Source organism: Brevibacterium epidermidis NBRC 14811 (genome assembly GCF_001570805.1).
Classification (GTDB): Bacteria; Actinomycetota; Actinomycetes; order Actinomycetales; family Brevibacteriaceae; genus Brevibacterium; species Brevibacterium epidermidis.
On the sequence record NZ_BCSJ01000006.1, the window covers coordinates 84,355 to 97,487 of the forward strand.

Here is a 13,133-nt window from a genome sequence, read left to right on the forward strand (position 1 = left end):
CCGAATGCCTTGGGCAATGTGGTCGGTATGGGTGGACGATCGAAGATCCTCGGCTGGGTTGTGGCCGGTCTCGTCATCATGCTCGCAATTTTGACCGTGCTCATCGTCCGCAACACCACCCAATCAGAACCGCCGGATCTCAGCCCGGTGGAAGTCACCCCCGAACCGACGGAGACCTCCGAGCCGAAGAATTCCGAAGCCGATGCCGACAGCTCTGTCGAGGCAGACTCCAACGGCAGCGCATCTGATAGCAGCGCCGCCGACGGCCGCGCATCGGAGGGCAGCGAGTCCGGAGATGCGGACTCGAAGGACCCGCAGGAGATCGAGCACTCCTACGAACCGGTGCCGATCCCGCCTCGCGAAGTCCCCGGCGGCGGGGACGACGGCGACGGCGACGACGACGGCGACGACGGCGACGACGACGGCGATGACGGGGACGACGATGACGACTGAACGGCGCGTCGGGCTGACCGTTCAGAACCGCCTGACCATCACCGTCGCCGTGCTGTCCGTCCTCACTCTCTCCATCGTCGGCCTCATCCTCTACACCGTGGAGTCGAACAACGTCTCCGGCCGAATCACCGCCTCGATGTCCCAAGAGATCGACGAGATGCGAACGTTCTCCGAGAACGGGATCGATCCGCAGACAGGCAAACCGTTCACCTCCGTCGATGAGATCCTCAGCAACTTCCTCGCCCAGAACAGGCCGGACGAAGACGAGGTGCTCTTCTCCTTCCTCACCGACGGCAGGGTGCTCTACCAGGGTGAACCGAAGGACCTTCTCGGCAGTTCGAGCGCCTTCGAGGAAGCCGTGGCCGGGGCGGCGGAGAAAGGCGGGGAGATCCGCCTGACCGTCGGCGACGTCGAATACGAAGGCTTCGTCCTGCCCATCACCGGCACCGAGGCGGCAACGGGCACGAACACGGATACCCAGGCCGCGCCCACCGACCCGACAGATCGGACGGAGGGCGTCAGCGAAGTGGCGGGCGGAGCGGCCGCGACGAATGGGGTCGGAGCCTTCGTCGTCGTCCACAACGTCACGGCCAGCCATGCCGACCTCGGACAGATCATGCAGATCTACGTCGTCGTCGCGCTCGCCGCCACCCTGCTCATCGCGGGTCTCTCCTCACTCCTGGCGCGGAGGCTGCTGTCTCCGGTGACCGAGCTGAGGCGGACCGCGCAGTCGATCTCCGGCGGTGATCTCAGCAGCCGCCTGGAGACGAAGGGCCACGACGACATCGCCGAACTCGGGCACACGTTCAACGACATGCTCGACCGTCTCGAAGCCGCCTTCGAAGCGCAGCGGCGGTTCCTTGACGATGTCGGGCACGAGCTGCGCACTCCGCTGACCATCCTCGGCGGTCACCTCGAGACGATGAATGCAGAGGACGTCGGTGACGTCGAGGAGACCCGGGCGATGCTGCTCGATGAGACGGATCGGATGGGCCGCCTCGTCGAAGAGCTGCTCCTGCTGGCCCGCGCCCGACGCCCTGACTTCGTGCGCTTCGCCGAGGTGGACCTCAGCGGGGTCGTGTCCGACTCCCTGGCGAAGGCCAAGGGGCTCGGGGACCGGGAATGGGGCCTCGAGGTGCCCGAATCGCTGAGCTTCCACGGGGACCGACAGCGCCTGACCCAGGCGCTCCTGCAGCTGGCGGCCAATGCCGTCGAACACACCGAGGACGGTCAGGTGGTCGTGTTCGGTGCCCGCGACGACGCCGAATCCGTGCACATCTGGGTCCGTGACGAAGGCGAAGGGGTGCCCGACGAGATCGCCGAGGACATCTTCGACCGCTTCTGCCGCGGCTCGACCGACGGGGCCGGCTTCGGGCTGGGGCTGTCGATCATCTCCGCCATCGCCGAGGCGCATGGAGGCAGAGTCGTTCTCGACCAGACCTCCATCGGTGCACAGTTCCGCATGATCCTGCCGAAAGGACAGAAGTGAAGAGCATTCTCGTGATCGAGGACGAAGAGCGGATCTCCGCCTTCATCTCGAAGGGCCTGACCGCCGCCGGATTCAGTCCGCAGATCGCCGCCGACGGCTTCACCGGACGAGACCTGGCATTGACGGGCGACTTCACGCTCGTGATCCTCGACATCGGTCTGCCCGGTCTCGACGGCTTCAGCGTGCTGGGCCAGCTGCGCGAGCGGCGGCCCGAACTTCCCGTGCTCGTGCTCACCGCCCGCGACAACCCGGACGACACGATCTATGCCCTCGAGTCCGGGGCGGTCGACTATATGATCAAACCCTTCCGATTCGCGGAGCTGCTGGCTCGGGTCCGTCTGCGGCTCAAGGAGAGCCCGCAGAACCAGGAGGTCACGGAGCTCATCCGCGACGAGGTGCGCATCGACCTGCTCAAACGGCAGGTGTGGGTCAAGGACCAACTGGTCGAACTCTCGGCGCGGGAACTGTCCCTGGCCGAGATCCTGCTGCGCAACCGCGGCAACGTCCTCTCACGCGAACAGCTGCTCTCCCATGTGTGGGGATTCGACTTCGACCCCGGCTCGAACGTCGTCGACGTCTACATCGGGTACCTGCGCAAGAAGCTCGGCTCCGATTTCGTCACCACTGTGCGCGGCTTCGGATACCGAGTGGACTGAGCTGCCGAGTGGACTGAACCTAAGATCTTTCTCATCCGCGTCTTAATTTCATCTTAATCACAGCCGACAAGCTGAGATGTATGAGAAGACGATTGAGAGTCGCACTGTTCTCCCACGACTCGCTGGGACTGGGCCACATCCGCCGCAACCGGGCTCTGGCCTTTGCCCTGGCCCGGGACCTGCCGGCACTGACCGGCCGAGAGGTCTCCGGTCTGCTCATCGCCAGCAGTCCCGAGGCCGCGCGATTCGACCTGCCCGATGGTTGGGACTGGGTGATCCTGCCCGGAGTCACTCCCGCACCCGGCGGCTATGTCCCACGGGCGCTGGCCTCCTCGTTGCAAGGTCTGCGGGCACTGCGGGCGGCGGCGATCTCGGCGATCCTCGACCAGCAGCGACCCGAGCTCTTCATCGTCGACCGGCACCCCTTCGGCATCGGCGGCGAACTTTCCGAGGCAATCGACCAGGTCCGCGACCACGGCTGCCGGACGGTCCTCGGCCTGCGCGAAGTCCTCGACACCCCGTCCGTCATCGCTGCCGAATGGGAGAAGGTCGGAGGGCCCAAACGTGTGGCCGATTCGTTCGATGAAGTCTGGATCTACGGTGACCCGGACGTCTACGATCCCCGCTCCACCGGCGAAGTGCCCGCGACGCTGGCGGCCAGGGCCGTCACCACCGGCTACCTGTCCCAGGACCGTCCCGACGACGGCGGTGCCCTTCCTGAGGGAGTCGAGGCGGCGCGCGTCGGGTCGGCCGGGACCGAGTCTCCAGGGGTCGGATCCCAGCGTTTCGTCCTCACCTGCCTCGGCGGTGGATCCGACGGCGGCAGCCTCGCCGCCATCGCCGTCGAAGCCGAACCGCCCGACGGCCACCGTCACCTCATCGTCACCGGTCCGCAGATGGACGCCGAGGAGTTCGATGAGCTGCGTGAACGTGCTGGAGCGGCCACCACCGTCATCCGCCATAATGACGACATCCCCGGACTCGTCGCCTCCGCTGAGGGGGTCGTATGCATGGGCGGGTACAACACTCTGGCCGAATTGATGGCCACTGACACCCCTGCGCTCGTCGTCCCGCGCAAAGGGCACCGGGCCGAACAGCCCAGGCGGGCATTCGCCCTCGCCGCAGCCGGAGCGGTCGATGCCCACACGATCGACAGCCTCGACGCCGATGCGCTCAGCGAATGGTTCGCCGGTCGTGCCGGATGTCCCAACGACCGCTCCCATATCGACCTCACGGGACTGGCCACCGTGCCTCGCCTGGCGGCCGAACTCGTTGCTGATGCCCGCGCCGAGGCGCCGGCCTTTGTCCCCGAAGCCGCACCGACGGCGGCGAACCGACCGACCGCGCCTCGCGGCACTGCAACGTCCGCCCGTCTGCCCATCACCTTGGAGGAGACCAGCCATGCTGTCTGAACAGACACAGACCATTTCGACACCGGAGACAAAACAGTCCGGCCGCCGCGCCTATGTGCTCAAGATGTACCCGCGGTTCTCCGAGACCTTCATCGTCTCCGAGATCCTCGCCCGTGAAGCCGCCGGTGAAGACCTCGTGATCTTCTCCCTGCGCCCGAGCACGGACACCCGCTTCCACCCCGAACTCGCCCGCGTCCGCGCCGAGGTCATCCACATCCACCGACCCTCGAGCGCCCGCAGCTTCTGGCAGACCTTCGCCGAGGCCGCAGCGGAACCGCGCGTGGCCGCGGCAGTGCCGGGCCACCTCGGCGAGCTCATGGAAATGGACCACGATGATGCGATCCAAACCCTCACCCTCGCCCGACTGGCCCTCGATCACGGGGTGACGCACCTGCACGCGCACTTCGCGTCGGTGGCGACGACCGTGGCCCGGGCCGCCTCGGCGCTGACGGGAATCCCGTACTCCTTCACCACGCATGCGAAGGACATCTTCCACGAGGATGTCGTGCTCACCGATCTGGCCCGCAAGACCGCGGACGCCGACCATGTGATCGCGATCAGCGAGTTCAATCGCCGCTATCTGACCACGGTGCTCGGACCCGAGCTTGCCGACCGGATCGTCGTCGTGCGCAACGGCCTCGAACTCGACCGCTTCCCTTTTCGACCCAGGCAGGGATTAACGGGTGAGGTTCCCTCTCTGCTGGCCGTCGGCCGCCTCGTCGAGAAGAAGGGGTTCGCCCATCTTCTCAATGCGCTCGCCCGTCTCCGCGACGAGGGAACGAGGTGCCACCTCGATCTCGTGGGCACCGGCCCCCTGGAGGACGAGCTGCGGGAACAGTCTGGCAGGCTCGGGCTCGACGGCCTCGTCACCTTCCACGGAGCGCTGACTCAGGCCGAGGTCCGTGACATGCTCACCGACCACGACCTCCTCGTCTCCCCGTTCGTCATCGGCTCCGACGGCAACGCCGATGGCCTGCCCACCGTGCTGTTGGAGGGCATGGCCACCGGCATCCCCTGCATCGCCGGCGCCGTCACCGCGGTGCCCGAAGTCATCGATCACGGCCGCACCGGGTGGCTCGTCGACGGCACCGATGAGCAGAGCATTGCGACCGCCATCGCCGAGGTGGTCGCCGCCCTGCGCACGAATCCCGCCGGAATCCGCGCCGTCACGCATGCCGCCCGTGACCGTGTGTGCCGCCTGCACGATTCGGCCGTCCAGGCCGAGCAGCTCGCACGGCTCGCGGACGCGGCGGCAGACCGCGCCGCGGCCTCGACCGCCGATCGTAACGCCGTTCCGAGCGAAGCAGCGGTCCCTTCAACCGGGGCCGCGGACACCGCGGTTGTAGCCGTTCGTGAAATGGAGTCAGTGTCATGAGAATCGCCTATGTTCTGCTCGACCCCGGCATCGGGATCTTCGGCACGAAGGGTGCCAGCGTCCATGTTCAGGAGGTCGTGCGCACGTTCCGGTCTCTCGGCCACGAGGTCAGTGTCTTCTGCACCCGCACCGATGATGACGTGCCCGCCGACCTCGCCGACCTCAATGTCACCCGCCTCGAGGTGCCGCGCGGCCTCGACCGCACCCAGCGTGAGATCGCCCTGCTGCGCCTGTCCGACATGCTCGCCGACATGGTCACGGACACGGTGGCCGCCTCGGGGCAGGGATTCGACCTCGTCTATGAGAGGTATTCCCTGTTCTCCACCGCAGGGGCACGGATCAGTCAGCGCCTCGACGTGCCGCTGATCATGGAGGTCAATGCGCCTCTGCTCGACGAGCAGCGCACCCACCGCGGCCTCGTCCACACCGAACATGCCGCCCGCGCCACCGCTGCAAGCTTCGCCGGAGCCGAACGCATCGTGTGCGTGAGCGAGCTCGTCGCGGACTGGGCCCGCACCGACTATCCCGGCCTCGACGATGTCAGCGTCGTTCCGAACGGAGTGAACACGGAACGCATCACACCGCGAGAGGGCCACGACCGCCTCGGCGAGGGGATCCATCAGGACCACGGTCCGGTGCGGATCGGGTTCGTCGGCACGCTCAAACCCTGGCACGGCACGGATCGTCTTATCGCCGCCTGTGCTGGACTGGTCGGGGACTTCCGCGTCGACATCGTCGGCCACGGACCCGAATCCGAGGCCCTCGAGGACCAAGTGCGCAGGCTCGGGCTGGGTGGGCGTGTGCGTTTCCACGGTGCTCTGGCGCCGGAAGCGGTGCCGGAGGTGCTGCGCGCATTCGACATTGCGGTCGCGCCGTACCCGGCGGGGGAGAACTACTTCTCACCGCTCAAGGTCTTTGAGTACCTTGCGGCGGGGCTGCCCGTTGTCGCATCGAGGGTCGGAGCGATCCCGGGCGTTCTCGCAGGCACCGGGGCCGCGATCCTCACCGACCCGGCCGACACCGCGGATCTCACTCGTGCCTTGCAGAGGCTCATCGACGACGCCGAACTGCGGACGACGATGGGTGGGCGCGCTCGGGAAGAAGCCCTGACCAGCCATTCCTGGACCAGCCGGTGCCAACAGATCCTCGCACCCATTGACAGGGGAGCGGCCATGTCGGGACGGCGCCGCGCCTCGGCGGTGAGAGCATGACGGGCAAGAAGCTCACGGCGTCGGCACTGCGACGGACCCTGCGGATCATCCGCCCGCACCTGCGCCGGCATACGTGGCTGATCATCGGCGGGATGGCCGCACTGCTGGCCGACGTCGTCTTCCGCATCCTCGAACCGTGGCCGATCAAGATCGCCGTCGACGCCGTCACCGCGGCTCTGGGCGCCCAGATCGCACCGACGTTCGGACTCGACGCCGGAGTCGGCACCACGCTCGCGGTCGTGGCCATCGGACTGGCCGTCATCGTCGGCGGACGGGCCGCGGCGAACTACGCATCGACGATCTGCTTCGCCCTCGTCGGCGCCCGCGTGGCCACCCAGCTGCGCTCACGCGTGTTTGACCACGTCCAGTCCCTGTCACTGCGTTACCACTCGAAGGCGTCGATCGGCGACACCTCGCAGCGACTCGTCGGTGACATCGGGCGGCTGCAGGAGGTCGCCGTCACCGCGGGCCTGCCCCTGGTCGGCAACGTCATCACCCTCGCCGTCCTCCTCGTCGTCATGGTCGTCCTCGACCCGGTGCTCAGCGCGATCGTGCTCGTCACCGCCGCGGTGTACGGACTGTTGTCGAAGGTGGCGACCCCGAAGATCACGAAGGCCTCCCGCTCCACCCGCAAGGGCGAGGGCCGTCTGGTCGGATCCGCCGCCGAGGCGCTCGGCGCCATCCGCGTCGTCCAGGCCTACGGACTCGAGAAGACCGTGGCCCGCGACTTCGCCGACGGCAACGAACGTGCCCTCAAAGCGGGGGTGCGGGCACGCCGCCTGGCCGCCGGACTCGAACGTTCCACGGACGTCCTCGTCGGCATTTCGCAGGCACTCGTGCTCGCCTTCGGCGGGTGGCAGGTGCTGCGCGGGGCGATGTCCCCGGGCGACCTCGTCCTCTTCCTCCTCTACCTCAAGATCGCGATGAAACCGCTGCGGGACATGGCCAAGTACACCGGCCGCATCGCCCGCGCGGCCGCCTCGGGGGAGCGGATCGCCGACCTCCTCGACGAACCCGTCGAGATCGCCGACGCACCCGATGCCGTGACCATGGGTCCAGTCTGCGGCGACGTCGTCTTCAATCAGGTCACCTCGACCGATGGGCATGGTCGGCCGCTGTTCGACGAACTCGATCTGCTCATTCCGGCCGGTCAGAAGGTCGGCATCCTCGGTGCTTCCGGGGCCGGAAAATCGACCCTGATGAGCTACCTGCTGCGACTGTCGCAGCCGGACTCCGGGTCGATCTACCTCGACGGCTACGACACCCACAACGTCACTCGCGCCTCCCTGCGGCAGAACGTGTCCGTCCTCCTCCAGGAGTCCGTGCTCTTCGCCGCGAGCGTGCGTGAGAACATCCGCTATGGCCGGCTCGACGCCACCGACGCCGAGGTGGTCGCTGCCGCCCGCGCGGCCCGCGCCGATGAGTTCATCCGCTCCCTCCCCGACGGCTACGACACCGAGCTCGGCAACCGCGGGGACACGCTCTCGGGAGGGCAGCGGCAGCGCCTGGCCATCGCCCGGGCACTGGTACGCGACGCCCCGGTCGTCGTCTTCGACGAAGCGACGACGGGGCTCGACCCGCAGACCCGCGCCGAGGTGGCCGACTCCGTGTCCGCGTTGACACAGGGACGCACGAGCATCGTCATCAGCCACGACGTGGCGATGATCCGCGGACTCGACCGCGTCGTGTGGCTCGAGGACGGGCAGATCGTCGAGGACGGGGCACCGAGCGAGCTGGCCGCGGCCGCGGACTCGCGATTCGCCCGATGGATCCGCTCGCAGGCCGACGAAGCCGGCAGCGTGCCGAGCCGACCGGTGGAGGTGACGCCGGCTCCGACCGCGCTGCCGGCGGAAGCTGGACCTCGTCCGCCCGTGCTGCCAGCGGACGCGGGGCCACGCCCAACCGAGCCGCCCACCGTCGGCAGCTCACCACGCTATGCAGGAGCCTCATCATGACCGCATCGATCACCGATCCAGTGAACGACCTCGCGGACTCGAGATTCGCGATGCTGCCCTATATCGATGAGCTGCGATCGGCGGACGGCCTCTCCCACCGCCTCGGCTTTGCGGTCCGGCCCCGCCGGATCCGCGTCAAACCGGGACAGAGCGCCATCGTCGCGTGGCAGCGGGACGAGCCCGGCCACCTCGGCGAGTTCGCGGACTGGGGATTCACTGCGGTGATGACGAGCCCGGACAAACTCGCCAATGCGCGGCGACGAGCTGCCCGGCACGGGCAGGACCTGACCGTCCATGAGGCGGCTGATCCACGGTCGGCCGGTGCAACCGGTGCCGTCCTGGTCAGCGGTGGAGTCCTGGCCGACCCGAGGATCGGGAAGCATGTGGCGCGGACGCTCGACCACCTCGGCGGGGATCTGGAGATCATCGGATACAACCCCGCCCGGCGGCTGCTGCTCAAGCACACCCCGATCGATGGGGTGCCGGAGATCGTGCGGATCGCCGCCGAATCACAGATCCACCTCGCCGAGGCGGGGCAGCGGTGGCAGCGGGCGGACCTTCCGAGTCTGCCGGTCGAGTTCGTCGGCGGACGTGACACGTCCACGCGCTCGCCGTGGTGGGGGACCGGTGACCTGCGCGATCGTCCGGATCCGAACATCGCCGAGGAGGTCGGCGTGATCATCGCCGAACTGCACAGAAGCGCTGCGGCAGGCGAGGACGGACGTGCGATCGACTCTCCGCTTGCCCAGCTCGAGACCGTCAACCGGTCACTGGTCCGGCTGCTCCCGGAGCGAGAGACGGTCGTCGCTGAGATGCTGGCCGAACTGAGCCGCCGCCTCGGGTCGAGTCGGGAACTGCGGGAGATCCACGGAGATCTCAGCCCTGACCAGGTGCTTCTGGCGAATTCCGAGTGCCGGATCATCGACCTCGACCGAACCGGGTATGGTCCGGCCGGGGTGGACCTGGGCCGGTGGATCGCCGCCTGCCGTGTCGACCAAGTGCTGAACGGACTCGAACGGCCGTTCCTCGACGGCTACCGATCCGCGGGAGGCGAAGTGGTCGACCCAGGTGCCTGGACAACGTGGGCGATGCTCGTGGCCGCACTCGAACCCTGGCGCAGCTGCTCCGCGACCTGGAGAGACGAGACCAAGAGGATCGTCGACCTCGCACGTACCGCCCTGGACGAGAACGTCCCGACAACGCAGGTCGCATCATGACCGCGACGAATCTGGGGGCGGCGAAGCAGGGCGAGACGAAGCGGTGTGAGACGATGTTGGGCCAGGCGCGGCGGGTCGCGACGGGGGCGCCGGCTCTGCACATTCCCGATGCTGTGACGATCGACGGACAGGACTGGACCGTGCGCCGAGCCTGGCCCGCCGGAGACGGTCGAATCGCGTGGGAGGCGATGCTTCCCGACCACGGGATCCGAGTCGGCTACCTTGATGCACGTGGCGTGAAGGTCCTCGCCGCGGATCGAGATCCGAAGCTGCCGGGACTCGCCAGGCTGCTCGACGACGGCGGCCGCCTGGTCTCTCACCGGCCGGGCAAACGCGCCGTCGTCCGCCTGCCCGACGGCAGCTTCGCCAAATGTGTCCGCGACGGAAAGGCGTCCGACGTCCTCGCAGGACAGCGCCGGGCAGCTGGATTCCTTCCCGGTTTTACCCTCCCGCAGGTCCTCCGGTCCGATTCTTCGACCGTTGTGCTCGGTGTGGTGCCCGGAGTCGAACTCCACGAACCTGCCGAGCTCGGCGCGGATTGGTCACGCGCCTGGGCCGAATCCCTCGACGCCTGGGCTCAGGCAGGGTCGCACCTGTCGCCGGCGTCATCATCGTCCATGCCGATCCATGATGCTGCTGCCGAGATCGAGGTTCTCCGCACCTGGCGTGAGAGCGCTCGCCCCATGCTCGAATCTGCGGAGAGTGCGCGGGCGCAGACGCCGCACCAGGCGCAGACACGGCTCCAGACACAAACGCAGACTCTGAACCAGACGGAAACGCTGCTCTCCGGGGTGGACGAACTCATCGCAGAGGTCACGGCTGAACTCGACGACGGGGCCGCCTCGGCGATGGAACGACCGATCGGCCTCGTCCACCGCGATCTGCACGACAAGCAGATCATGTGGGACCCGATCGCCGGACCGGGACTGCTCGACGTCGATACGGCGTGCCTGTGCGAACGCGCACTCGATCTCGGCAACCTCCGCGCACATGCCCGATGGCGCACCATGCAGGGACTGTGGACCCCCGCCGAGGCGGCCGTGGTCATCGACGAGATCGCAAGAGCCGCCTCGGCGGCGGAGATCGACCCGGCCAGGGTGAGCGTCTACGAACGGGCCACCCTCATCCGGCTCGCCTGCGTCTACGCATTCCGGCCAGCCTGGCGCGATCGCACGGGGGCACTGCTCGACGCCGTCGCAGCGAGCCGGTCCGAGCCTGTGGGCAGCCAGACGTCGACACGCTAATCTGGGCGCATGTTGGTGCGTGACCGGGACAGGTGGGTGCTGCCGGCGAATCCCCGTGCCGTGGGCAGAATGTCACGATATTCGCAGATCGCCGGGATCGTCTGCGTGATCATCGGCGGATGGGCACTGCTCTGCGGCCTCGGCTTCCTCCTGTTCGGAGGCTTCATCTTCGACGCGATCTCCACGGCTGATTCTGGCAACAAAGCCATTGCAAGGTGGGCGATCGGCGGCGGAATCACTGTGTGCGGAGTCGTTTTCACGATTGTCGCCGTCGTCATTCTCCGGCGGGTTCGATCCCTGCGGAAGGCACCGCAGCAGCCGGTGCTCACCGTCGATGCGCACGGAGTCTCGGTGGTCGGAATGGGCTCGGTGCCCTACGCGGATCTCGTCTCGATCGACGCTCGCATCGGGCCCCGGCCGATCCAATGGTCGACGACCATGGCCAAGACCGCAGGCAATGAGCTGGCGGCCACGCTGGTCGGCCGATCGCGGATCATCCACGAACTCGTCATCCATCGGCGCAGCGGACCGGACATCCGCGGCGACCTTTCGATGCACACAAGCCCCGCGAGCTTCACGCAGTTCGTCGATCAGCTGCGGGGACTGCTCGCACCGTATTCGATCCCCGTCGAACTTCACCGCTGAGCGCGGCCCACCTCATTCGGCGGTGCTGCGGCGGGCATCTCCCCAGATGTCGACGCCGGAATCGACGGCGAACTCGTCGATCGCCTTCAGCTCATCGTCACTCAAGGGTGCCGCGTCGAGGGCTGCCACATTGTGCTCGAGCTGTTCGACGCGGCTGGCCCCGATGACCAGCGAGGACACACGTTCGTCGCGCAGCGCCCAGGCCAGGGCCATCTGCGCCAGGGACTGTCCACGGGCGGCGGCGATGTCGCCCAGAGACTTGATCCTAGAGAGGTTGTCTGCGCTGAGGAACCCATCCTTGAACGACGGCTTCGCTTTGCCGGCGCGCGAATCGTCAGGAACCCCGCCGAGGTACTTATCTGTGAGGAGGCCCTGGGCGAGCGGGGAGAAGCAGATGACGCCGAGTCCCTCACCGTCCGTGGTTGCGAGCAGCCCGTCGTCTTCGATCCAGCGGTTGATCATCGAGTACGACGGTTGGTGGATGAGCAGGGGAGTGCCCAGGTCGCGAGCGATCTGCGAGGCACGGGCAGTATCGGCGGCCGAGTAGGAGGAGATGCCGGCGTAGAGGGCACGACCTGACCGCACGGCAGTATCGAGTGCGCCGATGGTCTCTTCGAGAGGCGTCGAGGCATCCGGGCGGTGGGAGTAGAAGATGTCGACATAGTCGAGGCCCAACCGGCGCAGAGATGCATCGAGGCTGGCCAGCAGGTATTTGCGGCTGCCTCCGGGACCACCATAGGGGCCGGGGTGCATGTTCCAGCCGGCCTTCGTCGAGATGATGAGCTCATCGCGGTAAGGGTGGAGATCCTCGCGCAGCAGTCGGCCGAAGTTCGTCTCCGCCGAACCCGGAGGAGGTCCGTAGTTGTTCGCCAGGTCGAAATGCGTGATGCCCATGTCGAAGGCACGTCGGACGATGTCGCGTTGATTCTGGAAGGCGACGTCATCGCCGAAGTTGTGCCATAGTCCCAGCGACAGGGCGGGAAGGACGAGCCCGGACCGGCCGACCGGGCGGAAGGTCATCGAGTCGTAGCGGTTCTCGGCGGCTTGAAACACACGTTCTCCTGGTCACGAGGCGGCTGAGCCTCCAGCCTAGTACGAACCCGAAGAATCGGGTGGTCAATCCGCGTTCGGGTCCGCCTTCACTCCCGCCGAGGCGGCCAGCTTGCTGATCGTGCCCGCGAGGTCGAGGTCGCGTTCGGTCACGGCGCCCGTATCGTGGCTGGTCAACTGGATATCTACGTGAGGGAAAGTCAAGGTGATATCAGGGTGGTGGCCGGCCTCCTCGGCGGCGGCACCGATCTTGTTGACGAGGCCGAGTCCTGTCGCGAAGTCGCCGGTGAGTAGCCGAGTGCCGATCGCGTCCCCTTGGGGCTTCCAGTCGGTCAGGCCCTTGTCGTTGAGAGTATCTGTCAGTTCCTGTCCGGTAAATGCAGTCATGGCCTCATGGTAGGCACCGCAGGGGCATCCGTGAACCCC

The 13,133-nt window shown here is 67.3% G+C and carries 12 protein-coding genes; 10 read left to right on the forward strand and 2 right to left on the reverse strand.

Annotation, left to right across the window (positions count from 1 at the left end):
* The first annotated feature begins 27 nt into the window (after nt 1–27).
* From BEP01S_RS05040 to BEP01S_RS05085, 10 genes are all read left to right on the forward strand, one after another.
* The gene (locus BEP01S_RS05040; RefSeq protein WP_062241133.1) at nt 28–453 is read left to right on the forward strand and encodes a hypothetical protein; all 426 of its coding nucleotides are present in this window, start codon (nt 28–30) and stop codon (nt 451–453) included.
* Nucleotides 443–1,942, forward strand: coding sequence for a sensor histidine kinase (locus BEP01S_RS05045; protein WP_244882082.1), 1,500 nt, complete (start codon nt 443–445; stop codon nt 1,940–1,942). Before BEP01S_RS05040 ends, BEP01S_RS05045 begins: the two co-directional genes overlap by 11 nt.
* Nucleotides 1,939–2,598 (forward strand): response regulator transcription factor, encoded by a 660-nt coding sequence (locus BEP01S_RS05050; RefSeq protein ID WP_062241137.1) that lies wholly within the window; start codon nt 1,939–1,941, stop codon nt 2,596–2,598. Before BEP01S_RS05045 ends, BEP01S_RS05050 begins: the two co-directional genes overlap by 4 nt.
* A gap of 80 nt (nt 2,599–2,678) precedes the next feature.
* A complete protein-coding gene (locus BEP01S_RS05055) occupies nt 2,679–4,010 on the forward strand; it encodes a glycosyltransferase family protein (protein ID WP_083532550.1) in 1,332 nt (443 codons plus the stop codon).
* Nucleotides 4,000–5,385 (forward strand): glycosyltransferase, encoded by a 1,386-nt coding sequence (locus BEP01S_RS05060; protein ID WP_062241139.1) that lies wholly within the window; start codon nt 4,000–4,002, stop codon nt 5,383–5,385. Before BEP01S_RS05055 ends, BEP01S_RS05060 begins: the two co-directional genes overlap by 11 nt.
* The gene (locus BEP01S_RS05065) at nt 5,382–6,596 is read left to right on the forward strand and encodes a glycosyltransferase family 4 protein (RefSeq protein WP_062241141.1); all 1,215 of its coding nucleotides are present in this window, start codon (nt 5,382–5,384) and stop codon (nt 6,594–6,596) included. The genes BEP01S_RS05060 and BEP01S_RS05065 overlap by 4 nt, the downstream gene beginning before the upstream one ends.
* The gene (locus BEP01S_RS05070; RefSeq protein WP_083532551.1) at nt 6,593–8,551 is read left to right on the forward strand and encodes an ABC transporter ATP-binding protein; all 1,959 of its coding nucleotides are present in this window, start codon (nt 6,593–6,595) and stop codon (nt 8,549–8,551) included. Before BEP01S_RS05065 ends, BEP01S_RS05070 begins: the two co-directional genes overlap by 4 nt.
* Complete coding sequence (locus BEP01S_RS05075; protein WP_062241143.1) at nt 8,548–9,768, forward strand: phosphotransferase; 1,221 nt, start codon at nt 8,548–8,550, stop codon at nt 9,766–9,768. The genes BEP01S_RS05070 and BEP01S_RS05075 overlap by 4 nt, the downstream gene beginning before the upstream one ends.
* Nucleotides 9,765–11,012, forward strand: a complete 1,248-nt coding sequence (locus BEP01S_RS05080; protein ID WP_062241146.1) for a phosphotransferase — start codon at nt 9,765–9,767, stop codon at nt 11,010–11,012. Before BEP01S_RS05075 ends, BEP01S_RS05080 begins: the two co-directional genes overlap by 4 nt.
* Before the next feature lie 9 nt (nt 11,013–11,021).
* The gene (locus tag BEP01S_RS05085) at nt 11,022–11,657 is read left to right on the forward strand and encodes a hypothetical protein (RefSeq protein ID WP_062241147.1); all 636 of its coding nucleotides are present in this window, start codon (nt 11,022–11,024) and stop codon (nt 11,655–11,657) included.
* A 12-nt stretch (nt 11,658–11,669) separates the two neighbouring features.
* Here the strand turns inward: BEP01S_RS05085 and mgrA are convergent, their stop codons facing one another.
* Nucleotides 11,670–12,710 carry an L-glyceraldehyde 3-phosphate reductase gene (gene mgrA, locus BEP01S_RS05090; protein ID WP_083532553.1) on the reverse strand — a complete coding sequence of 347 codons (1,041 nt, stop codon included), beginning with the start codon at nt 12,708–12,710 and terminating at the stop codon, nt 11,670–11,672.
* A gap of 63 nt (nt 12,711–12,773) precedes the next feature.
* On the reverse strand, nt 12,774–13,094 hold the full coding sequence (locus BEP01S_RS05095) for a 4a-hydroxytetrahydrobiopterin dehydratase (RefSeq protein ID WP_062241149.1): 321 nt from the start codon (nt 13,092–13,094) through the stop codon (nt 12,774–12,776).
* Nucleotides 13,095–13,133 lie beyond the last annotated feature (39 nt).